The sequence below is a fragment of the Bdellovibrio sp. MYbb2 genome (assembly GCF_056175685.1).
Genome location: NZ_JBJKJI010000003.1, coordinates 295,540 through 319,049 on the forward strand (window position 1 = coordinate 295,540; position 23,510 = coordinate 319,049).

The 23,510-nt window shown below is 50.8% G+C and carries 15 protein-coding genes; 3 read left to right on the forward strand and 12 right to left on the reverse strand.

All coding sequences use genetic code 11. The features are described 5' to 3' along the window. Positions 1–88 precede the first annotated feature (88 nt). The gene (locus AC04MQ_RS15390) at positions 89–1,099 is read left to right on the forward strand and encodes an LLM class flavin-dependent oxidoreductase (protein WP_475392500.1); all 1,011 of its coding nucleotides are present in this window, start codon (positions 89–91) and stop codon (positions 1,097–1,099) included. Here the strand turns inward: AC04MQ_RS15390 and AC04MQ_RS15395 are convergent. The 12 genes from AC04MQ_RS15395 to miaB all read right to left on the reverse strand — a co-directional run bounded on the left by AC04MQ_RS15395 (position 1,096) and on the right by miaB (position 18,837). Continuing rightward, positions 1,096–2,760: a substrate-binding domain-containing protein gene (locus AC04MQ_RS15395; RefSeq protein ID WP_475392501.1), complete on the reverse strand. Its 1,665-nt coding sequence runs from the start codon at positions 2,758–2,760 to the stop codon at positions 1,096–1,098. The genes AC04MQ_RS15390 and AC04MQ_RS15395 overlap by 4 nt on opposite strands. A gap of 229 nt (positions 2,761–2,989) precedes the next feature. Then, positions 2,990–3,919, reverse strand: coding sequence for a hypothetical protein (locus AC04MQ_RS15400; RefSeq protein WP_475392502.1), 930 nt, complete (start codon positions 3,917–3,919; stop codon positions 2,990–2,992). A gap of 13 nt (positions 3,920–3,932) precedes the next feature. Further along, entirely contained in the window at positions 3,933–5,105 is a 1,173-nt protein-coding gene (locus AC04MQ_RS15405) for a hypothetical protein (protein WP_475392503.1), read from the reverse strand. A 2-nt stretch (positions 5,106–5,107) separates the two neighbouring features. Further along, positions 5,108–8,647, reverse strand: coding sequence for a DNA polymerase III subunit alpha (gene dnaE / locus AC04MQ_RS15410; RefSeq protein ID WP_475392504.1), 3,540 nt, complete (start codon positions 8,645–8,647; stop codon positions 5,108–5,110). 72 nt (positions 8,648–8,719) lie between these two features. Continuing rightward, positions 8,720–9,688: a hypothetical protein gene (locus AC04MQ_RS15415; RefSeq protein ID WP_475392505.1), complete on the reverse strand. Its 969-nt coding sequence runs from the start codon at positions 9,686–9,688 to the stop codon at positions 8,720–8,722. A 147-nt stretch (positions 9,689–9,835) separates the two neighbouring features. Next, entirely contained in the window at positions 9,836–11,356 is a 1,521-nt protein-coding gene (gene guaA, locus AC04MQ_RS15420) for a glutamine-hydrolyzing GMP synthase (protein WP_475392506.1), read from the reverse strand. 2 nt (positions 11,357–11,358) lie between these two features. Then, complete coding sequence (guaB, locus tag AC04MQ_RS15425) at positions 11,359–12,822, reverse strand: IMP dehydrogenase (protein WP_011164528.1); 1,464 nt, start codon at positions 12,820–12,822, stop codon at positions 11,359–11,361. A gap of 77 nt (positions 12,823–12,899) precedes the next feature. Beyond that, positions 12,900–13,409: a gamma carbonic anhydrase family protein gene (locus AC04MQ_RS15430; protein ID WP_011164529.1), complete on the reverse strand. Its 510-nt coding sequence runs from the start codon at positions 13,407–13,409 to the stop codon at positions 12,900–12,902. A gap of 19 nt (positions 13,410–13,428) precedes the next feature. Further along, entirely contained in the window at positions 13,429–14,598 is a 1,170-nt protein-coding gene (locus tag AC04MQ_RS15435; RefSeq protein WP_041583543.1) for a patatin-like phospholipase family protein, read from the reverse strand. 58 nt (positions 14,599–14,656) lie between these two features. Beyond that, positions 14,657–16,897: a monovalent cation:proton antiporter family protein gene (locus AC04MQ_RS15440; RefSeq protein ID WP_011164531.1), complete on the reverse strand. Its 2,241-nt coding sequence runs from the start codon at positions 16,895–16,897 to the stop codon at positions 14,657–14,659. Positions 16,898–16,915: 18 nt separating this feature from the next. Beyond that, on the reverse strand, positions 16,916–17,473 hold the full coding sequence (locus AC04MQ_RS15445; protein ID WP_011164532.1) for a bifunctional nuclease family protein: 558 nt from the start codon (positions 17,471–17,473) through the stop codon (positions 16,916–16,918). Positions 17,474–17,475: 2 nt separating this feature from the next. Further along, on the reverse strand, positions 17,476–18,837 hold the full coding sequence (gene miaB / locus AC04MQ_RS15450; protein WP_011164533.1) for a tRNA (N6-isopentenyl adenosine(37)-C2)-methylthiotransferase MiaB: 1,362 nt from the start codon (positions 18,835–18,837) through the stop codon (positions 17,476–17,478). Positions 18,838–18,931: 94 nt separating this feature from the next. Between miaB and AC04MQ_RS15455 the strand changes: the two genes are divergently transcribed. Together AC04MQ_RS15455 and AC04MQ_RS15460 are read left to right on the forward strand one after the other, a co-directional pair. After that, positions 18,932–19,558, forward strand: a complete 627-nt coding sequence (locus AC04MQ_RS15455; protein ID WP_011164534.1) for a hypothetical protein — start codon at positions 18,932–18,934, stop codon at positions 19,556–19,558. Between the two features lie 117 nt (positions 19,559–19,675). Continuing rightward, positions 19,676–23,446 carry a tail fiber domain-containing protein gene (locus tag AC04MQ_RS15460; RefSeq protein ID WP_475392507.1) on the forward strand — a complete coding sequence of 1,257 codons (3,771 nt, stop codon included), beginning with the start codon at positions 19,676–19,678 and terminating at the stop codon, positions 23,444–23,446. Positions 23,447–23,510: the final 64 nt, after the last annotated feature.

Consider the following 23,510-nt stretch of genomic DNA (forward strand, 5'->3'; position numbering starts at 1 on the left):
GACCACGAAAAAGGGACTGATTTATCAGTCCCTTTTTTTATTCCGGATACGAGTTGTTGTTTGAAGCAGACAGGACTATAATGTGCCTATGTCTGATACTAAAAAGCTTTCTGAAATTCAACTCTCTGTCCTGGACCTCGCGCCCATCATCGACGGTAAATCCGTCGCGGACTCTTTTCACAACACTCTGGATCTGGCTCAGCACACAGAAAAGTGGGGCTACAACCGCTATTGGCTGGCCGAACATCACAACCTGGATGGTATCGCCAGTTCTGCGACTTCTGTGCTGATTGGGTATGTGGCAGGCGGGACCAAAACCATCCGCGTGGGCTCTGGCGGCGTGATGCTGCCGAATCATGCGCCGCTGGTCATCGCCGAACAGTTCGGCACGCTTGCGCATTTATACCCGGGTCGCATTGACCTGGGGTTGGGACGTGCGCCGGGCACAGATCGCCTGACCATGCACGCTTTACGGCGTGATATGCAGGGAACTGAAAACGACTTCCCGGAAAATGTGCGCGAGCTGATCGGATACTTCGCAAAAAGCCATGGACACGAACGTGTGCGCGCCATCCCGGCAATGGGAACCGAAGTACCGGTGTGGCTGTTAGGGTCTAGCCTTTACAGTGCTCAACTGGCGGCAGTCATGGGACTTCCCTATTCCTTTGCCGGGCACTTTGCGCCGGAACAAGTGGAAGAAGCGATCCATATTTACCGCTCCGGATTCCAGGCCTCCCGATACCTGAAGAAACCTTATGTGATGGTGGGCCTGCAGGTCGTTGCCGCTGATACCAGCGAACAAGCCCAGCGTCTGGCGACCACCTTGTATCTGCGTTTTCTGGGAATTATCCGCAATCAGCGCGTGAATCTGCTGCCACCCGTAAGCAGCATGGAACAAATCTGGCGCCCGGGTGAAAAAGAAATTGTCTTAAGTAAATTGAGCAACGCCATCATCGGCGACAAACACGAAGTCAAAGCGGGGCTGGAAAGATTTATCCAGCGCACCGGTGCTGATGAAGTGATGATTTTGTCTGATATGTACGATCATGCTGATCGTCTGCGCTCGTTTGAACTGACCGCGGAAGTCTGGAAAAGCTAATCCTGAGACATCAGGTGCCAGTCTTTCAGATTGTATTTGTTCAAAATACTTTCCAATTCACCACTCTGACGTGCCTGCAGGAACCAGTTCTGCAGGTGCTGAGGAACAGAACCAAACTCGGGCTCTTTCGGTACACTGACAAGAACCAAAGAACTAAAGCCAGTCAATGAAGTCGGCACCAGTTTCAGGTTCACACCCACTTTGCGACCCATAGAATAGCTCAGCAGATTGTAATCACCCAGCGCCAGATCCACGCGACGGTCGTTGATCATCTTGATCATACGATCTGCCACATCCGAACCTGTCAGCTTGATCACGCGGGATCCACCAGAAGTGGAAAACACTTCCGCACTGCCTTCGCTGCCCACATCGGCATAAACGATTTTTTTAGTGGAAATGGATTCACTGTCGATCAGGGAATCTTTGTAATTCAAAGGCACCAGAGCGCCCAGATAGCTCATGCCCAGGTCAGGACCCACGATCCGGATGTTCGGCAGATACCGAACCATATAGGAAGGAACGATGATGTAATTCACCTTGCGCGACAGAAGGTTTGATACCAATCGGGTGTTGGCGATACTTTCCATCTGCAGGATAAATCCATGTTCTTGAGCGATACCTTTCAGAATGTCATAAATGTATCCACCCCAGACACCCGGGCCTTTTTCGCAAAGATAAGGGCACAGAGGCGCCACGCCGATCTTCACAATCACGCGATTGGAAGAAGACGCTGATATAGGTGCAGACTTCACGCGAACGGGAGTTTTTTCCGGCGTCACCGTCACGTACTTGGAAGAAGGACGTCCCATCCACCCCGGATAGTCCTTCACCGACTGAGCCGTCACCGGAAAAGTTGGAACCAGTTTCTTGGTTGGGACTTTTTCTTTCTTAAGATACGCAATCAGGTTTCGCGCCGTCTCGCGCCCTAGCTCCGCACAGAACTGGGCGGAATCGATGATTGTCAGTCTTTTGTTTTTGATATTTTCAACCGACTCCGGATCACCGTCGAAAGTGGCATGACGAATCTCGGTGCGTTTTTTCTCCCAAAGGCTTTTCACGATCGTGATGCCACCCCCGTCATTCACGGTCAGAATCAGATCCACGCTGCCTTTTTCCGGAAAGTCTTTCAGGAACTGTTTTACTGCCACTTCGCCCGATGCCGGATCCACGGCCTGATAACGCTTCAGAACTTTGAAGTTGCGACTGTGTTCACGAAGAGAATCGAAGAACCCATCCACGCGATCCATCGTGGAAGACACCTGCGGGTATTCAAAGACCACAATACGGATTGTGGTGCCCTTTTCAAAAGTCTTTTCGATATAGTCGCCATTGTCACGACCACCCTGATAGTTGTCGCTGGTTAAAAACGACGCCAGGTTCCCGTTCACGATATACTGATCGTACGCAATGACCGGGATACCCTTGGTATTGGCCTCTTGCAGACCGCGCGCCAAAGCCGAGTTGTCGGTCGGCTGAATCACAATCACATTCGGAGTTTTTTTAAGGGCGTCATCCAGCTGGGTCGTCTGATTCAAAATACCTTTACGACCTTCACCAGCCACATAAGGAATCACTTTAATTTTATCAGAATTTGATTTGTTGAATTTTTCGATCTCTTCTTCAAAGCCTTTTCGCATGGCCACCTGGCCTTCGATCTTCATGCTCCAGTATAATGCAGGAACATTCCACGTTGTTGAAGCGTGTGAAGAAAAAGAGAAAAGAAATGCGCTGATAAAAAAACAAAACGTATTTGTGCCCACACAGCGAGTATATCTGATGCTGTTATGGGCTCCAAACAGGCAATTTAGAATTGCGACCTGTTAATGAAAGAAAACAAGTTCTGTTTACAACAAGAAGCGGAACCATGATGTTCCGCAAATATCCGGGACGTTAATACAACTCAATGCGATCATTCTCTCTGAATCCAGAGCCGGAATGTATGACGGCAATGGATCCATCGTTACCGAAGTAACTGATGACCTCGAGTGTTCCTTTCAATCTGCCCGGAACACGACCGATATGCCCCCCGCTTTCAGGGTCATACACATCGTCACCGTCTTCAGTGACTTTCAAAAGATCTCCCACTTGCAGACCCGAAACTCTGCCGACATTCAGATAAATTCTGTCGCCATTGATCGCAGCAATGCGTCCTTCCCAAGTGACTTTATCCAAAGACGCCAACACCTGCGGAGTAAAATCAAGGAATGCATCTTTTACCAAAACTGTGATCATATCCGGATTGTTTGCCAGGAATTTGTCTGTTTCAACACGTTCCGCGACACGCACACCTTGCTCTTCCACGGTGACAGTTTTTACCGTATTAAACACCTCTCGACCCGCACGGCCCGTTACGACACGCACCTGCGCCACAACTTCAAATGCTGTGGTCAAATGACGAACCACGCCCACGTTGTCAGCTTTGCGTTTGATACGAATGTCGATGATCTTGCCCTCAAGAACAGTATTCACACCCAGGGCCTGAGCGGCCTTGGCAACTTCCGCCAGTTTGTACTGACCATTTTCAACCATCTTGGCCAGATCCACTTTCAATTCGCGGCTGTCCAGAGCGATGACCTCGCCTGTGCGATTCAAGTCAGCAATAAAGGCCGCACGAGCCTGATCACGCAGTTCCTGCGGGCGCTTATCCCCAGCATCCAGGAACGGCAGAACCATCATGCGCTTGCGAGGAGCAGAATCATCCTTGCGTGCTTCATAGTTCACATCTTTGATTTCCCGGCGGGTGGTTGGATTTGCACTGCGATCCAAAGTTGCACACGCAGTCACACAGAAAACAATTGCCAGACAGAATAACTTTTTCACCAGGAGTCCTTTCCTACTGAGCCCACTTCAAAACGATCTCATTTTGCCCATCAGACACGCGGGAAAGCCTTTTCCCGTCCATATCCAAAGTTTCAAGTTTACCCACCAGCTCCGAAGCCGGCACCGACGTGTCAACCTCAAAGCTGACGCTGTCAGCACTGACCAGACGCTCACGGATGTTTTTCACCTGAGTCAATTGCGAGCGGATTTTTTCTTTCACACCCTCAAGAACCGGCAGCGGCTGACGGCCCTGAATGGTCAGACGGATCACGGAAGTCCCGACAGAACCTCTTTGCCATGCATCCATCACCTGCACTGCCAGATCATTGGCTGTGCCTTCCAGAACCTCACGCAATTTTTTATCAATCGCATTTTCGAAAGAACCAGAATCCGTATCAAAACGACGGGACACATCGGCAATGGCGCGGCCGTTGCTGACCTGCAAAGCTGTCAGCTTGATTTCAATACGGAAGTTGTTGCGCTCCCCTTTGGTCAGATTCACTTGGCCGTCAACCACCACTGGAGCGTTAAAGTACTGCGCAAAGAACTGAGCGTCCTCGCCACCGACTTTTTCATTCTGGAAGTCCGCCGGAACACTGGCCGCCAAACCCGCTTCGATCGGCTTGATCAGATAGAAATTATTCTTCTGGAAAGCTCCACGCAGGGCTTCTTCCAGCAGACGGCCTTCCTTCACCAGGAAGCCTTGCGGATTTTTATCCAACGGCAACCACCAGCGATAGCTGCGACCTTCAACACGGTCCTGCCAGCTGACCAGCGGAAGCACCACCGGCACCGCTTCGTTTTCATTCAAAAGGGAACTGTCCTGAAGCATCTGTTTCAGATCCTTCAAAGACACTTTCATCGCCACCGACATTTTGAATTCATCCGCGCTTTGAGTCAGCGCCGACGGCTTCGTAAATGGAATGTAGCGCGCAGAATTGCGGATGATTTTATTCTGAATCAGGGTTTTGTTTTTCAGAAAGCGGTCGTTACCGATCAGCTCCTGAATGATTTCTTCAGAGACTTTTTGAGCCGCTTCATCCTGAATGACTCTTTTTGCCACCTGCGGGTTGGTTTCTTTGGATACACCGGAATAGGTGCGATCCACCAGTTCTGCCTGCTGGGCCAGGGCGGTGCCACTTACGATGCTCATCAATGCTGCTGCAACCACACTTACTAAACGCATTCCTAGCTCCTCAACTCGATAAAGTCCGTTCTTCCAAACAGGGAATGAACGCCTTCAAAGAATTCATTATTCACACTGATACCCTGAGCCTCTTCCATCTCCATCAGGACACGGCGGTTCAGCTCACCCAGCTCGATTTCAAGACTGACCGAGGTGGTCCCCGGATAGTCCTTCATCAAAGACTGCAGGCGTGGGTAATCATCAGGATTAATCTTATCCAATCTTAGTACCATTCGCTTGGTTTTTTTAAGGATATCTTCCAATGGAGAAACAGTATCAACCATGATCTTGGCCGAACCATCCTCCACTTCCAGACCACCCCCGACCAGGACAGGCCTTTCATCGCGAAGTTGCGCTTCAAAACGCGCATAAGAATCCGGGAAGATCACCAACTCGCAGTTGCCTGTCAGGTCCTCGACCTTGCCGAACGCCATGCGAGTTCCTTTTTTCGTGATCAGCTCGCGAAGCTCCGTAATAAGCCCCGCAACCACGACACGTTTTTTACCCGCATCACGGTTTTTCCAGTCTTTTTTAGCAGCCTTCAGGGCTTCAGCTTCCGGACTGCCCGGAGCTGGCATCTGTGCTGGCAGGTCAATCACCTTGCACGTCGTCCACAGCTCAGAAAGCGTGTCAAAACCCTTCAACGGGTGATCACTCAGGTAAAAACCCAGAACTTCTTTTTCGTAAGTCAAAGAGGCTGTTCGCGCCCAGGGCTTCACTTCCTCCAAAGTCACTTTGGTTTCCGTCGAAGGTCCCAGATCAAACAATGAAGACTGACCCATTTCGCGGTCTTTTTGCAGACCGATGGCGCGATCCAGATACTTCTGATAACCACCCACCAGCTGTGCACGGTGCGGGCCGAAACCATCAAAGGCGCCAGCTTTGATCAGACACTCGATCACTTTTTTATTCACACGACGGGTGTCGATGGAATTAAAGAATTCATCCAAAGAGTTGAATTTTTTCTCGGGCAGATTATTGCGGGCCTCAATGATGGCCTCGACCGCATTCTGCCCCACGCCCTTGATCGCCCCCAGGCCGAAGTAAATTTCATCGCCATGAACATCAAACAGATAATCCGAGAAGTTCACGCTTGGCGAACGCACGGTCAGACCACGCTTGGTGGCATCCTTGGAGTATTTTACGATCTTTTCAGTATCCGAAAGCTCGGTACTGAGAAGAGCGGCGAAGAATTCCGCCGGGTAATGACATTTCAGCCAGGCCGTCTGAATGGTGACGACCGAGTACGCAGCGGCGTGGGATTTATTGAAACCGTAATCGGCGAACTTGTACATCAGATCAAACAGATCTGATGAACGTTGTTTATCATGCCCGCGTTCAATCGCCCCTTTCATGAAGCGTTCGCGGTGCTGATCCATCTCCTCTTTGATCTTCTTACCCATCGCACGACGAAGCATATCCGCTTCACCCAGAGAGTATCCGGCAATGCGCGAGGCGATACCCATAACCTGTTCCTGATAGACCATGATCCCGTAGGTCTCGGACAGAACTTCACGGGTGTCTTCCAAAAGGTATTCCACCGGCGCCTTACCGTGTTTACGATCGGTAAAGTCCGGAATGTTCGCCATTGGACCCGGTCGGTACAACGACGTGATCGCAGTAACATCGGCAAACGAAGAAGGACGGATTTTACGGGTGGCATCGGTGATGCCCTCACCTTCAAACTGGAACACCCCGGCGGTATCCCCGCGGGACATCATTTCGAAGGTCGCCGCATCCGTCATTGGAATCATCTGTGACTGGATTTTTTTGCCACGGTTTTTCAAAATCAGCTTCAAAGCGTGATTGATATGGGTCAGGGTCTTCAGACCCAGGAAGTCAAACTTGATCAGGCCGATTTTTTCGGCGTGCTTCATGTCGTACTGAACAACCTGCTCGCCGTCAGCACCCTTATAGAGCGGAGCATGACGAACCAGCTGTCCGTCGGCGATGATGACCCCGGCGGCGTGGATACCAGCATGGCGAACCATCCCCTCCACCCGCTGCGCCAGATCCATCAGTGTGTTCACTGTTGGATTCATCTCCATCATCTCGCCAATACGAGGTTCCATTTCCATGGACTCTTTCAGATTGATACCGAGCTTGTCTGGAATAAGTTTTGTTACCGCATCGACTTCAGGGAATGTCATACCCAATACACGCCCCACGTCCTTGATGGCGGCACGGGCCTGGAGCTTTCCATAGGTGATGATCTGAGAAACGGATTCCTGACCATACTTGCGGGTTACATACTGAATCACTTCCTGACGACGATCCTGACAGAAGTCGATATCGAAATCGGGCATGGAAATACGCTCTGGATTCAGGAAACGCTCAAACAACAGGAAGTTAGGAAGTGGATCCAAATCCGTGATTCGCAGAACATAAGCGACCAGGGAACCGGCACCGGAACCCCGCCCCGGACCCACCGGAATGTCATTCACCTTTGCCCAGTTGATGAAGTCCTGGACGATCAGGAAGTAACCGTTAAAGCCCATGCGATCGATAATGCCCAACTCGTATTCCAGGCGCTTGTCGTATTCTGGAATCTTGTCTTCCGGCACCATCTCGCCACGTGCGGCAGCTTCTTCAAAGCGCACCAGCAATCCAGCTTTGGCTTTGCGGGCGATGTCTTCTTTCAAAGACAAACCATCATCTGTCGGGAATGTCGGCAGGTGATAGATCGGTTTACCCTGATCATCTTTCAGTTTGAACTTCACATCACAACGTTCCATGATCTGAAGTGTGTTGGAGATGGCCTCAGGCACATCCGCAAACAGCTCCTGCATCTGCTCTGGTTTTTTTAGATAAAATTCATCCGTGCCCAGACGGAAACGGGATTCATCGCTCAAAGTTTTATTCGACCCGATACAGATCAGAACTTCCTGAGCCATCTGGTCATCCTGAGTCATGTAGTGCACATCATTGGACGCCACAACAGGAACTCCGGTGATCTTGGAAGCTTCCAGCAGGAATGGATTCAGGCGATCCCACTCGGCAACACCTGTTCGGCACATCTCCAGATACAGGCGGTCGTTGAAGATTTCTTTCAGCTGACGGATTTTCGCCAAAGCCGCATCCGGCCCTTCACGCAGGAAGGACTCTGCAACTTCACCGCGCAAGCCGCCCGTCAGACAGATCAGATTTTCGTTATACTGCTGAATGACTTCGTAATCGATACGAGGCTTCCAGTAAAAGCCCTCTTGGTAACCGATGGAAGAAAGTTTACACAGATTGCGATAGCCATCGTTGTTTTGCGCCAGCAACACCAGACGGCGTGGTCCGGTGTTGACCTGATCACGGTCCTGCTTTTTTTCAAGACGAGATCCTGGCGCGATGTACGCATCCAAACCCAGAATTGGTTTTACGTTGTTATCCTTACAGGCAAAGAAAAATTCAACAGCACCGAACATGTTGCCGTTGTCAGTAAGGGCCACCGCGGGCATCTGCATGGCCGCTGCTTTTTTGGCAATGGCTTTAACCCGGCATGCGGCTTCCAAAAGGGAATATTCTGAGTGGACGTGTAGATGAACAAAAGACATGACAATTTCATATCTTAGCCCCCTTTTTGTTTCAATAAAAGGGGGTGTTTAGGTCACACTTCTCTCGGCGCGTTAAAAGACCCCAAGTTGCACCAAAGGTTGAATGGAAACTCCGCCCGGAATTTGAGCAGACCCCAGATCCAATCTGTCGTTTTTAACGGGAATTTTGATGGTTTTTGAGCCCAGACCTGCATCAATCGTGACTGTGAGAATAACTCCAGAAACCTGCGCCGGATGGGTCGCCCCATCGATATTCCAAAGTGTCGCCTGATCGTCGCGGAATTCGATTTTATCACTGTTCGGAGCTGCCGGGTCTTTTTCAAGTTTTACATCCAAAACACTGGCCGCATACCCATCAGCCACTTCCATGTCCACCTGCAACTTTTGACGAAGCATTTCGTTGGCGTACTTGATCAACAAAACCGCACTTTTCCCAGGAGCTGGCGCCACAAAGTCACGATCGCGGGTGCTGTCTTGAGAAAGCAAACCGATGTAACGAATGGCCAGATCCGAGTTAGGAACCTCCAAAGAAAAGGGCTGAGTCACTTTCTGGCGATACTTGAAATCATTGAAGGACATCAGCAGGCGTCCATCTTCAAGATTGAACAACCGATACCCCGTCATCTCGGCACAACAACCTCCCAAGCCTGAAACCAGCACAGGATAACTATCATGCACATTCAACTCGGTGGCCGCTTCTGTTTTACCCCACAAAACCCGCTCCAGACGCTCGCCTTTACGAACACTCCAGGAAATGCTTCCGGAAATACCTTCCGCATTCAAATATTCCTCGGTGTTTTTTGCGCTGCCAATCAGATACAGCTGATCCCCATCCACTTCCGAATAAGAGCGATAAGTCTGATAGTCTTGAGAAGTGCGCTGAATCACACGACTGCCGTCTTCGGCCTGCTTCAATTTAAAACTGGAGATGCCCGAGCTTTCATAAAGAATCTGCCCCGCCGCCGCGAGCGCCGCCATACAGGAAAGAACAATAAGTAAAGTAATACCCTTGGAAATTTTATGGATGTGTTTTGTTTTCATCCAAAGAAGGCTAACAAAACCAATCCCCAATCAGGAGTTACACAAAAATCATGACAAACAAAAAAGGTAAAAAAGGTACCTGCTTACTTTTTCCGAAGCAGCGCATCTAGCACAGCGCTTCGGAAAAAGTAAGCAGGTACCTTTTGGTTATTCCCACTCGATGGTGCCGGGGGGTTTGCTGGTGACGTCGTAGACGACGCGGTTGACGCCTTTGACTTTGTTAGTGATCAGATTGGAGACCTCACGCAGGAACTGGAATTCGAAAGGATACCAGTCTGCGGTCATGCCGTCACTGGAGGTGACTGCACGCAAGGCCAGAACGTGATCGTAAGTTCTGGAGTCCCCCTGCACGCCCACGGTTTTTACCGGAAGCAAAACACAGAACGCCTGCCAGATTTTTTCGTAAAGGCCGCGGCGGCGAAGTTCTGAAATATAAACATCATCTGCTTCTTTAAGAATTTGCAGTTTTTCTTTCGTCACTTCACCCAACACACGAATTGCCAAGCCCGGCCCCGGGAACGGATGACGCCACAGCATTTCTTTTGGAAGTCCAAGCTGTGCCCCCAGAGCGCGCACTTCATCTTTGAACAATTCGCGAACTGGCTCCACCAGACCCAATTTCATTTTTTCCGGCAGACCACCCACATTGTGGTGCGACTTGATGGTCACACTGCCGCCCACTGACGACACACTTTCAATCACATCCGGATAAAGTGTTCCTTGCGCCAGCCATTTGATCGGAAGTTTGTGATCATAGCTTTTATCAAAGACTTCAATAAACACACGTCCGATGGTTTTACGCTTGTCTTCAGGATCAGACTTTCCTTGAAGGGCTGAAAGAAACTCTTCAGAAGCATCCACACCGCGCACATTCAGCCCAATGCGATGATAAGACTCAAGCACTCCTTCGTACTCGTTTTTACGCAAAAGACCGTTATCAACAAACACGCAGTGAACACGCTCAGCACCCAAAGCCTTGGTCAGCAGAGTCGCCACCACCGTGGAATCAACGCCGCCACTTAAACCCACCAGAACATGATCCGTAGGTCCGACTTTGTCTTGCGCTTCCTTGATCAAAATATCCTTGATGTGAGGAGCATCCCAGTCCGCCGGAGCTTTACACATGCCTTGCGCGAAATATTTCAACAGATCCATTCCGTGATCGGTGTGCGCCACCTCGGGATGGAACTGCACCGCCAAAACGCCGGGACCCTGCATGGCTGCGGGATGATGGCCGTCGGAATTTGCGATGATTTTAAAACCCTCGGGGGCTTTTTCAACCACGTCGCCGTGACTCATCCAAACTTTTTGTCTTTCAGGAACACCCTGGACCGGACTGGACCATGTTACATAATTCAGACCATACTCACGGTGTTCAGCGCGAGTCACCTTGCCGCCTAACTGGTGAGTCAAAAGCTGCATTCCATAACAAACGCCCATCACAGGACTTATGTTACGAAGTTCAGCCACATTTCTTTGCGGTGAACCGGCTTCATAAACTGAATTCGGACCGCCGCTTAAGATGATGCCGTAAGGATTTTTCTTACGGATTTCTTCCGTGGGATATTCGAAGGAATGAATTTCTGAATAAAAACCCATCTCGCGCAGACGACGGGCAATCAATTGTGTGAACTGGGAACCAAAATCAAGAATGACAAAACCACGCATAATTATGACTCAATTCGATAGTTAGGTGCTTCTTTGGTGATGCTGACATCATGCACGTGGGATTCACGAAGACCCATGGCAGAAATCTGCACGAACTTCGCCTTGCTCTGCAGCTCATCTATATTGCGGGCGCCGACATAACCCATTCCGGATTTCAAGCCACCGATCAATTGATGAATGACTCCGGAAGCAGATCCTTTGTAAGCGACCTTGCCTTCGATGCCCTCTGGAACAAGCTTGTCATTTTCTTCGACGTCCATTTGGCCATAACGGTCTTTGGAACCTTTGGACATCGCCCCCAGACTGCCCATCCCGCGATAGACTTTGTATGTACGACCCTGGAACAAGATTGTTTCGCCCGGTGATTCTTCAGCCCCCGCCAGCAGGTTTCCGATCATCACGGAATTTGCACCCAAAGCCAGCGCCTTGGTGATGTCGCCAGAGAATTTGATACCGCCGTCAGCAATAATTGTTTTACCGCGGGAACGCGCAACCTTCGCACATTCCATCACCGCAGAAATCTGCGGCATCCCGACACCGGCCACCACACGCGTGGTGCAAATACTTCCAGGTCCCACACCAACTTTGACAACTTCAGCACCGGCGTCCAGCAAGGCTTGCGTGCCATCAGCCGTCACGACGTTTCCAGCCACAACAATCACATCTTTATGTTTCTGGGAAATATACTTTACCATTTCGATCACGTTTTTAGAGTGACCATGGGCTGTGTCGACACAAAGAACGTCGACATCCGCCGCCACCAACGCCTCCACGCGGTCACGGGAATCAGGCCCCACGCCCACCGCAGCCCCGACAAACAGACGACCATGTTCGTCCTTGGTGGCTTGAGGATAATTTTTAGCCTTTTCAATATCCTTGATCGTGATCAGACCTTTTAGTTTGCCTTTGGAATCCACCACCGGCAGCTTTTCAATGCGGTGTTTTTGCAGAATCTTTTTTGCTTCATCCAAAGTTGTGCCCATTTTCGCAGTGACCAGATTTTCTTTGGTCATCAGATTGCGAATCGGCTGATTGAAGTTTTCCTCAAAGCGCAGATCGCGATTGGTCAGAATTCCGACCAGCTCACCATTGACTGTGACTGGAACACCGCTGATGGAATATTTTTCCATCAGGGCCACAGCTTCTTCCACCAGATGATCCGGCCCCAGAGTGATGGGATCCATGATCATGCCGCTTTCATATTTTTTTACCTTTTCAACTTCCAGGGCCTGTTTGTCGATATCCATATTTTTATGAATGATCCCCAAACCACCATGTTGAGCCATGACCCGCGCAACGCGGTTTTCAGTCACCGTGTCCATCGCCGCGGAAATGATCGGCGTGTTCAGATATTTACCACGGGCAAATACAGAACGAGGTACAACATCCGTGGGAGTGATTTCAGAGTATTGGGGAAGAAGAAGAATATCGTCAAACGTCAGTGCGTAAGGGACTTCACGATCCATAACAAAGCTCCTAGAGGCAGGTTTTTGTTATTCTGAGCGGAAATCCCTTTGAGTTCAAGCAAAACAAGGGCGATTATTTAGTACCAGGTCTTGTAGAGAAGATAGTTGTCAGCGGACTTTTCAAGCAATGCCACCTCTTCATCCGTCAGCGCCCGCTTGACCTTGCCCGGGCGCCCAACAACCAGACTGCGTGGTGGAATTTCAGTTCCTTCAGTGATCAGGGTTCCTGCACCAATCAAACAATGCTCGCCGACTTTGCAGCCATCCATGATAATAGAACCCATACCGACCAGAGTGCCGCGACCAATCTCACAGCCATGCAGCATCACCAAATGCCCAATAGTCACGCGGTCATGGAGCGTTGTTCCCCATTTTTCATAGGTTCCATGAATGACGGAACCATCCTGAACATTGACCTCTTTGCCAATTCGAATCGGCATCACGTCACCGCGAATCACAACATTGTACCAGATTGATGAGCCGTCGCCAATTTCCACATTGCTGATAATGCGGGCGTTGTCCGCCACAAATACTTTTTCACCAATCACCGGAGACATGCCGCGTGCATTCACTAACCTGTTGCTCATAGAACACCTCTGCACTAAGCTAAAGTTTCGCCCCTAAAGAATCAACCTCTTCGTTGGCGCGCGCAAAAAAATCGGCAATTTTTTCCTTTTCTTTCATCCCATCTGAAAAACCGATATCAATCAACTGACGACAATAAGTGGGCGTGAACATCAGGTAACTGAGCATCTCTGCTGATTCATCCAACGACCCTGGCCCCCGTAACAGATAACGGATGATGCGGGGAAGCTCATTGCCCTTCTTTTTCGCCAATTCGGAAAAATCGACCGACGGGGAAATCCACAACGCCTCCAGCTCATGCCAGCTCGATCGACGGCGCTCCTCGCTGGAAAGTCCCCGCAACCCTTCATTGATCTGCTGAATGCGCTGAATGTCTGCTTCCAGCCCATCCATCATCACCGCGTTCATCAGCACATTCGCTACCCGGGCCACGGTGGGCATTTCTCCGCCACTGGCGTGATGATAACTGTAGAACGTGTCCTGCCTGCGACGAACTCCAATGGCCAGCAATCGACTGGCTCCCAGATAAATCGCCGGGCCACAAGGTGACTGATTGCGGATGCAGCCGTCACCATAGTAGCGGTCCTGAATTTTTACCGGTGGAAACAGCATGGGGATCGCGGAAGAAGCCATGATATGTTCAACCGACAGCTCCACCTTTTCACTGCGATGCATACCCCGCTCCCAGGTTTTCAACTCGGGAAGACCTTGAAAAAAACTGACAGTTGAAACCGAGTCATAATCAAGCGCTGACACCGAAACCGCCCGCAAAACCCCACTGTTGATTTTTTTCTGAATCTCACCGAACTGACATTTACCCAGGATAAAGTTATGCAGCGGGTGCGTGGACAATAGCGAACGAAGTCCTGAATCCTTTTTGCTCCCCCCAAGGGAAAACTCCGTCATCCATTGCAGTCCACCCCGGGATAGCGCCATCAAATCCGCATAAAAAACATTGTCACTGTCGATCTTCGACCACAGATTCACCAGATTGTTGCTGCTTTCAATAAACGACGATGGATTCCCGGCCAGCAGAGCCACATTGATGGCACCAGCACTGACTCCGGAATACACTTGAAAAGGATCGTCCAGCCTTTGACGGGAGCAAATATGGGCGATCGCCGCAAGCACACCGGCTTGATAGGCCCCGCGGGCGCCACCCCCGGAAAGCACAAGACCCAGAGTTGGCATAAACACCCTCCCGAGTGTTCATGCTAGCTTTAGCCAACGAAGAGGTAAAGCAGTGCGATTAAACTGTCACCTGACTTTGCTTTTTATCAGAAACAACCCAGACAAGGTCGTTCTCCCGCAAAGTGAAACTGGCCCGCGGACCCAAAATACGCTGCGGTCCACGCTCGATTCCCACGACCATGCCATGATAGGATTCACGGATACCGCTTTCACGGATCGTTTTATCTTTGAACTTTGAATCATCCAACACAACAAAAGAGGAAAGACGATAATCATCCTGGCGAGTGGTCATCTCCGGCTCAAGCACCTGCGCGGCCTTTTCTCCTTCCAGGAAGGTATGGAAACTTTGCAGTTCTTCTTCACTTCCGAAACAAATCAGTTTGTCATGAGGCCACAATACGAACTCCCCATCCGGGGCAAAATAGCGTTTGGCACCCCGGAAGACCGCCGCCACCGTGACCCCATAGTTTTCCTTGAACGACAGATCCCGCAAAGTCCGGCCCACCAGCGACGATTCCGCCGCAATGTCGTAGTTCCCCAGCGTAGTTTCCCATGGCAGGAAGTTTTTTGCGACAGAACTGCTGACCAGTTCTTTGCGCTCTTTTTCTGTAAGGTTTTTCTGGAAATTCTTTTCTATAAACTGATACAGCCGCTGAACCCACAACTGACCAGCCAAAGCCGCAACCCCAATAACAGCCACAATCACACCGGAAGCGACTTTCAAAGTCGCAAACTGACTGACCAAAACCCCCAACAAAATCACTGCCAGCGCCAGGCGTCCGACAAAAAGTCCCGCCTGAAGTCCGCGCAGTTTTTGCAGCTCTTCAAGTTCGCGCTGGGCACGCAAGGACGGACCACTCATCACGATCCCCCAGATAAAGGGCGCTGAGATCAGCAGACAGATAAACATGGAAATTCCACCAGCCCATGGACTTTCCTGCAGATACTTTTGAATCTCCAGATTCACAACCGCTTTGAAAGCCGCCATAATGGCGATCACCATCACAGTGTTCAACAGGATTTTCATCCCGTAAGTTTTCATTATAAGAGTTCCGGCTTTCTGTTCCCCGGCCTGACTAAAGGACGCATGGTACTGATCCAGATTGCGCTTCACACCCTCTGGAAGCCTTGCCTCGACCCAACGATAAAAAGGGTCCGCCACTTTTATCAGGTATGGAGTTGTAAAGGTCGTCACAGCAGACACCGCAATAGCCAGCGGATACAGGAAGTCACTGGTGACTTTCAGACTGACCCCCAGGGCCGCGATGATGAACGAAAACTCTCCGATTTGCGCGAGACTCATCCCCGACTGGAAGGCCTGCTTGCGGCCCTGCCCCGACAAAACCGCCCCCAGGAAGGTGCTCACAAACTTTCCAACGATAGTCACCAGGGTCACCAGAATCACCAGGTCCCAGCGTTCAATAATGACCTTCGGATCAATCATCATCCCCACAGAGACAAAGAAGATCGCGGCAAAAAGATTTTTCACCGGCTGAAGCACATGCTCCATCTGGTGACCCTCCGGGGTCTCAGCCAGCAAAGATCCCATCACGAAAGCCCCCAGGGCCGGGGAAAACCCCACACCCGCTGCGATCATGACCATCATAAAACACAAACCGATGGACACCAGCAGCAGGGTCTCGTCTTCCAGAAGACTGCGGATCTTGCGCAGAAAAATCGGAATCAGGAAAATCCCGACAACAAACCAAAGGGCAATAAAGAACAACAAACGAAGGCCCGAAAATGCCAGCTCTGCGGTTGAGAACGTGTCTGAGCTGGCGATCGCCGTCAGCAGAACCAAAAGCAAAATGGCGACGATGTCCTCAACCACCAGGATTCCGAAAACAAGTTCAACGAACTTTTTACCCTTCATCCCCAGTTCCTGGAAGGCCCGCACAATGATCGTGGTGGAGGAAACAGAAAGAATCCCGCCAAAGAACAAACTGTCGATATTGTTCCAGCCCAGCAAGTGCCCCACCAGATATCCGAGAGCCACCATGAATACGACTTCAAAGACCGCGGTAAAACTTGCCGACCCGCCAACTTTAAAAAGCTTTTTGAAACTGAATTCCAAACCCAGACTGAAAAGCAGAAAGATCACACCGATCTCAGACCAGACCTGAATGCTGACCTTGTCAGTGACAGTGGGTAAAAATGGGACGTGCGGACTGACTAAAAAACCTGCAATCAGATACCCCAGCACCTGAGGCTGACCAAGTTTTTTGAAAAGCAGCGTGGAAAGCGCTGCGATCATAAGAATAAAACCAAGATCCGTAATCAAATGAGGCAGATGATGCATGCCTCATAGTTACAAAAACTAGTTCAAATATCCAGAGCCTTTATCCATGAGACCGAAATTCTGGAAATTTTGTGCGCCGCCCTCGACTTCAGCATTCATCACACGGGAACGTCCAATAAAGCTCTTCGTCGCAAACAGAGGCACTCCCAGATACAGACACAGGGACATCGCCTCATCGGCGCGCAACTTCAACGAGTTGGTCTGCGGATGACCGCTGATGTAAAGTCGCAGATACTGATGGGCGCCTTTGATTTCGACAAAAACCGCCTGTTTTATTTCGATGCCCAAAGAATCCAGCATCAGCGCGGTGAACTTGTGCGGTGACGACTCCAGAATCATTTTGTTACTTTGAGACAGCGCCACCCCCGCATCAATGGCACTGACGGCCACAGGCAAAGTGTACTGATGAGCCTCGTCCTTCAAAAGCAAAAACGGGCGCGTCGCATCGGTGGTCACCGACAGCCCATAAGGGAACAGTTGCACCAGTTCTTTTTGATGGAAGGTTTCCTCTTCCCGGGATTCATTTGAAAACACGATTTGTGCTTTAAGTGAGTTGAAATTCTGGATGTCTTTCATGATTAAATCATTTCCCCTCTAAACACTGCCGGGAACGCCTTGGTGATTTTCACATCGACCGTTTTACCGATCAAATCCGCGGTTCCCAGGAAGTGCACCAGCTTGTTACCAGTGCTTCTGCCTTGCATTTTTCCGTGATCCCGGTCCACGTTTTCAACCAGGACCTTCATGGTGGTGCCTTCGTAGCGCTTTACGCGCTCAAAGGCCATGGCCTCATGCACATCAAACAGACGATTCAAACGCTCATTCTTCACATCTTCCGGCAGCTGATCTTCAAACTTTGCCGCCTTGGTGAACGGACGCGGTGAATAGCTGAACGCAAAGATGGTTTCAAAGCCGACTTCAGTCACCATGTTCAATGTGTCCTGGAAGTCCTCTTCAGTCTCACCTGGGAAGCCAACGATGATGTCCGTTGAAAAGCAGACATTCGGCAGCCCCTTTTGAATCATCGCAATGCGCTCCAGATACTCTTCGCGCGTATAGTTGCGGTTCATGCGCTCCAGCACCTTGGTGCTGCCCGCCTGAAACGGCAGATGGATGTATTCCATGATCTTGTTGGAGTGTTCGGCCATCACATCGACCAGCTTCTGATTAAAGTCCTTGGGGTGTGAAGTCGTGTAGCGGATGCGCTCAACGTCGGTTTCTTTGGCGACCTTCGCCAGCAGATCAGCAAAGTCGATGCCTTCGTCACCCTGGTAAGAGTTTACATTCTGTCCCAGCAAAGTGACTTCTTTCACGCCGCGTTTTACCAGATGTCGGATGTCGGTCAGGATGTGCTGAACCGGGCGCGATTTTTCACGCCCGCGTGTGTAAGGCACCACACAGAATGTACAGAAATTGTCGCAGCCCTTGGTGATGTTCACATAAGTGGCCACACCAGGATTGCGCACCAAAGTTTCAATGTGATAAGGCGAACGGTGTTCAAAGCGGGAGTTCACCAGCCTGCGTTCCCCGGCAAAAGACTTCGCCACCAGCTGCGGCAGACTGTCGATCTGATCCGTGCCGAAAACAAAGTCGATCATTGGCTGGGTCTTCATCAGATTTTCTTTTTCCTGCTGACCCACGCAGCCCCCAACGCCGATTTTCAGTTCAGGGTTTTTGCGTTTCATGTATTTGTAGGTGCCAACTTCGGAATAAACCTTGTGAACAGGTTTTTCACGCACACTGCAGGAATTGATAATAATCAGCGAAGCCTTTTTAGGATCCGTCACCGGCACAAAGTTCTGCATCTCAAGCAAAGCATACATTCGCTCGGTGTCGTTCACATTCATCTGACAACCATAGGTTGAAATATAGACGCCACGACCCATCCCGATATCGGGATTTTTCTCAACACTTTCAAGATTTTGGGTGATGTCATCCACGAGCTCTTACCTCTTGTGTCATTAGGGAAAGTGAGTTATAGAGGACCGTCTTAAGAATGTCAAAAAAAGCCCGAACCTGATGGAGGCCTTCGTCATGATCCCAAGACTGAAAAGTTCAAAAAAATGGACATCCTTTCCCAAAGAATACTCAGATCAGATTCAGGCTGTTTTTAAAGAAAATTTCGCCCAGTATCTGGACAACGCACAGTTGATCATTGAAGGCCGCATCTATCAGGAAGAAATTGTGCTGCGCGTTGGTTATCTGGAAGAGGGCCGCCTGGCCCAAGCCAATTTCGAAGTTTCCATGAGCTATTCCCAAGAGCAACAAGACGCTGTTTCCCGCATTCATAACTGCGTGGATGCCGCGGCCAGCATGATGCTGGAGTTCCTGGAAAACGAAGGTGAAGTGGACTTCCCGTACACTTGGAAGGAAGTTCCGTTCCAGGGCAAAAAAGTCTATCTGAAATTCTCTACCGAAAATTCCAATCTGGAGGCGGAAGCCAACAAACTTCTGGGGTTGAGTGAAGATGACATGCTTCACGACACTGACGAAGAAGCGGATGAAGACGCCTTGAGCCGCGCGGAACAGAGTGAAGAACTGTCACCTCCTCGCGATGACGAGGACTATTCCGAGGACGAAGTTTCCGATGAATCCGAGGAAGACTCCGAGGATAAAGGGCCAAAGATGTTCGGTGGCAAAGGGAAAAAGCAGCTTCACTAGCTTTTCTCTTCCGCCTGGGGGATTTGATCTCACTTTGAGACGCCCCCTTCATTAAAATTTTTCCAGATAAATCAAACAGATGTCCTTAAAAGGCGAGTTCTTACCGATAAGTTGAGTATGAAAACTCGCAAATACGGTACGTTGATTGTTGGTGTTTTAACAGCCTCTTTGTTGCTCGCTATTTCAGCATCAGCAACACCAAACTCTCTCACCTATCAGGGACGGATTTTGAAGGCTGACGGCACCCCACTGGAGCACAGTAACGTCAGTTTTCAATTTGAAATCACCAATCCCAATGGCCAGTGCATCATCTATCGCGAGCAAGTCGATCACATTGATCTGACCAACTCTGGCGGAGTGTTCGATGTACCCATCGGCACGGGATCACAGAGCCATCCGACCGCAGGCACCTTCAGTCTGCTTGATTCATTTAAAAACACCGGCAGCCTTTCCTGTGATGGTGGTGCCACGTACAATCCAGCGGCAAACGACCAGCGCCGCCTGCGCGTCAGATTCCATGACGGTTCTGGCTGGAAGACAATTTCCCCGGACAACGAAATCCGCTCTGTACCCTATGCCGCCTATTCCCTGTCAGCGCAAAAGCTGGGCTCTTATCAGTCCTCGGATTTTGTCTTGAAAAACACCGTCACCGCCTGTCCCGCAAACAACTTCCTGACCTTTGATGGCACCAGCTTCACTTGTGCACCAGTGACTGGCGCGGCTGGCGGTACCGTGACGGAGGTCACCTCGGCCAACAACTATCTGACTGTCGCCACTGGCGACTCCACACCGCAGCTAACCGTGAACGTTGGCACCACCGCCAACACCGTGGCCGCTGGTAACGACGCCCGCTTCAGTGATGCCCGCATTCCTACAGGAAATGCTGGTGGCGACCTGAGTGGCACTTACCCAAATCCTTCTGTAGCAAAAATTCAGGGCGTGGCTGTTTCCAACTCTGCCCCGACCTCAGGGTATTTCATGAAGTTTTCCGGCACCGAGTGGGCCAGCGCTGCAATCGCCATCGGTGATGTGACAAATCTGACAAGCACCTTAAGTGGACTCCTGACCACCGCCTCCTTCAACACCGCTGTGGGCAGCGCCAACTGTGCGGCCTACGAAACTGCTTACTGGAGCTCCGTTGCCGGAAAATTTCTATGTCAGGCCATCAATGTGTCGGTGGCCGGTGATATCAGCGGCTCCATCGGCGCTGTGAGTGTGGATAAAATCAAAGGCGTCAGTGTCGATGCCACAGCCCCAACATCGGGCCAGGTGCTCAAATACGACGGAGCCAAATGGGCGCCGGCGACAGAAGTCAACGGACCCATCGCCGCTGCTGATATCCCAGCTCTGGACTGGAGCAAAATCTCAACTGGTAAACCGACGACGGTGTCAGGTTATGGAATCACCATCACCTCAAGTGATCTTCCGACCATACCGGTCAATAAGGGCGGAACGGGCCAGACCAGTTTCGTCAATGGTGAGTTGTTGATTGGTAACTCGACTGGAAACACTTTGAGCAAAGCCACTTTGACAGCCGGGTCTGGAATCTCGATCACCAATGGCAACGGCAGCATTTCAATTTCCGCCACGGGATCTGCGCCCACCGGCAACGCTGGCGGAGACCTTGGCAGCACTTATCCCAATCCGACCGTGGCAAAGATTCAGGGATATGAAATTGCTTCGACGGCTCCGACGGCCAATGCCTATTTGAAATGGGACAACGGCACCAGCAAATGGACTCCGGGTTTTGTGAAACTGAGTGAACTGCAAAACCTGACTGGCGGAAGCGCCTTCAATGCCGCCGGCTGTACAGCAGCTCAGACTTTGAACTGGAGTTCGATCACTGATAAATTTGAGTGTCAGAACATCTCTATCGCCAACACACAAGTCACAGGCCTTGGCACAGCCTCCACAAGAGCGGCCGGAACCGCCGCCAACGAGGTGCTGTTGCTTGATGGCAGTGGAAAACTGCCAGCCAGTGCCCTGCCTTCCACTTTGGGACAATGGCAGGTTTCAGGGACAAAGTTGTATTACGATGACGGAGTCATCGTCGCCGGTGGTGTCGGCACCACCTACACAGGCACAGAGCATCCATTCATTGTAAAGGGAGACCCTGGCGTTTTTGCGCGATTCTTACTGGATCGTGGTGGCAACATGACAACCATGTATACGAATGGTGTCAGCTTTAACATGGGGAAATGCACAAACACAGCCTGCACCGGCACCAATGACTTTCTGGCCATGGACTTTGCGACCAACCGAACGGATCTGGGTACAGGTGGATCCAACAACGAGCTGAGTGTTACCAACGGCGGCTATGTCGGCATTGGCTCCAATTCCCCCTCCTACAGACTTGACATCCAAACTTCAGATGCGTTCCAGCAGCGCCTGTTCCATGCTTCAGACGCCGATTATAACGGAGCCGCACTGATGTTGACACGAACCCGCGGGACCATCGCATCCGGCACTGCAGTCAATTCCGGAAACACCATCGGTGGTCTGTACTTCCGCGCCCACGATGGATCCGGCACCGGAACCACCAACGCCGCCATCGAAGTCAGTGCTTCGGAAACACAAAGCACCACCAATCGCGGCAGCAAAATGATTTTTGAAACCACAACAACCGGATCTGCCACACGCACAGAAAAAATGCGCATAGATGGCTCTGGAAAAGTCGGCATCGGAACCACGTCTCCAAGTTATAATTTGCAGGTTAATGGCACTGGTGATTCAATTGTCGGCGCCTTTGGCGCAGATGCCAATCAGAGTGGTTACACCATGGGCGGCAGCACCACCAACCGCTGGGCGATCGTGCAAGACACATCCGCCAACAACAGAACCTTGAATATCTGGCGCGACCATTCTGGCGTCAGCGGCAGCACCGGCAATGTGATGTCCATGCACTCCAGTGGAAATGTCTCTATCGGTGAGTTCGGAGCAGACTCGCACCGCCTGAACGTCACCGGGCCTGCAACTGCTTCTGGTGTTCGCATTTCAAATGGCAGTTATGCCGGTTACCTGACGACCCCAACCAGCTCTCCGGGACTGATCCTTTCCGGGGGCACCAAATACACAGGATCAGCCTGGATCGCGGAAAGCACCACCGCCTCGGCATTGGCAATCAGTCCGAGTGGGATTGTGTTTTATGGATCCAACGGACTGACCCCCGGAAGCCCCAACACCAACACCCTGCGCATGATTGTGGGTCAGAACGGACAAGTCTCTATCGGCGCTTCGGGCACAGCCTTTCAAAGCGGTCTGCTGACCATGGGGGATTACAGCCACGATCAGGGAATATTCACCTTGCGCAGGTCCGCGGCCAGCGCCAACCTGGATGTGTATGTTCCGTACGAAGGCTCTGATGGCGGCAAGTATTTCGGTTATGGCTATCAGGCCAGCACCGGCATGTTCCGCTTCTGGGACAGCACCGCCGGTCAGCGCATGAACTTCACGAATTCTTCCGGAAACATGTGGATCGCAGGAACCTATTCCAACGGTTCGGACCGTCGTTTCAAAACTGACATCGAAGTGATTCCGGATGCTCTGAATAAAGCCCTGCAGATTCAGGGTGTGACCTATCACTGGAAGCCCGGAGTAAATCCGGACCCAAGCCAGCAAATCGGGGTGATCGCACAGGAAGTGGAAACAGTCTTCCCTCAGGCTGTCAAAACAGATGCGGATGGCTACAAGTCGGTGACTTACGGAAATCTGGTGGCACCGCTATTCAATGCCTTGAAAGAATTCTACGAAATGTGGAGCAAGGACTCACAAAACACCCACAGAGAAATCGCCTCACTGAAAGAGGAAGTTCAAACATTGAAGCAGCAAAATGAGCTGTTCAAAAAATTTGTCTGCGAAAAAGAACCACAAAATCCAATCTGCAAATAGACAACATTGGCCGCGGAATTTTTATTCTGCGGCTTTTTTAGTTAGCACACACGCAGCTAATCGC

What these genes read in the sequence shown, in the direction of transcription:
- AC04MQ_RS15445 (WP_011164532.1), bottom strand. Translation starts at nt 17,473, where the DNA reads ATGAAAGACATCCAGAATTTCAACTCACTTAAAGCACAAATCGTGTTT.
- guaB (WP_011164528.1), bottom strand. Translation starts at nt 12,822, where the DNA reads ATGGATCGTGAAGTCCCTTACGCACTGACGTTTGACGATATTCTTCTT.
- dnaE (WP_475392504.1), bottom strand. Translation starts at nt 8,647, where the DNA reads ATGTCTTTTGTTCATCTACACGTCCACTCAGAATATTCCCTTTTGGAA.
- AC04MQ_RS15415 (WP_475392505.1), bottom strand. Translation starts at nt 9,688, where the DNA reads ATGAAAACAAAACACATCCATAAAATTTCCAAGGGTATTACTTTACTT.
- AC04MQ_RS15460 (WP_475392507.1), top strand. Translation starts at nt 19,676, where the DNA reads ATGAAAACTCGCAAATACGGTACGTTGATTGTTGGTGTTTTAACAGCC.
- AC04MQ_RS15440 (WP_011164531.1), bottom strand. Translation starts at nt 16,897, where the DNA reads ATGCATCATCTGCCTCATTTGATTACGGATCTTGGTTTTATTCTTATG.
- AC04MQ_RS15455 (WP_011164534.1), top strand. Translation starts at nt 18,932, where the DNA reads ATGATCCCAAGACTGAAAAGTTCAAAAAAATGGACATCCTTTCCCAAA.
- guaA (WP_475392506.1), bottom strand. Translation starts at nt 11,356, where the DNA reads ATGCGTGGTTTTGTCATTCTTGATTTTGGTTCCCAGTTCACACAATTG.
- AC04MQ_RS15405 (WP_475392503.1), bottom strand. Translation starts at nt 5,105, where the DNA reads ATGCGTTTAGTAAGTGTGGTTGCAGCAGCATTGATGAGCATCGTAAGT.
- AC04MQ_RS15395 (WP_475392501.1), bottom strand. Translation starts at nt 2,760, where the DNA reads ATGAAGATCGAAGGCCAGGTGGCCATGCGAAAAGGCTTTGAAGAAGAG.
- AC04MQ_RS15430 (WP_011164529.1), bottom strand. Translation starts at nt 13,409, where the DNA reads ATGAGCAACAGGTTAGTGAATGCACGCGGCATGTCTCCGGTGATTGGT.
- AC04MQ_RS15390 (WP_475392500.1), top strand. Translation starts at nt 89, where the DNA reads ATGTCTGATACTAAAAAGCTTTCTGAAATTCAACTCTCTGTCCTGGAC.
- AC04MQ_RS15435 (WP_041583543.1), bottom strand. Translation starts at nt 14,598, where the DNA reads ATGCCAACTCTGGGTCTTGTGCTTTCCGGGGGTGGCGCCCGCGGGGCC.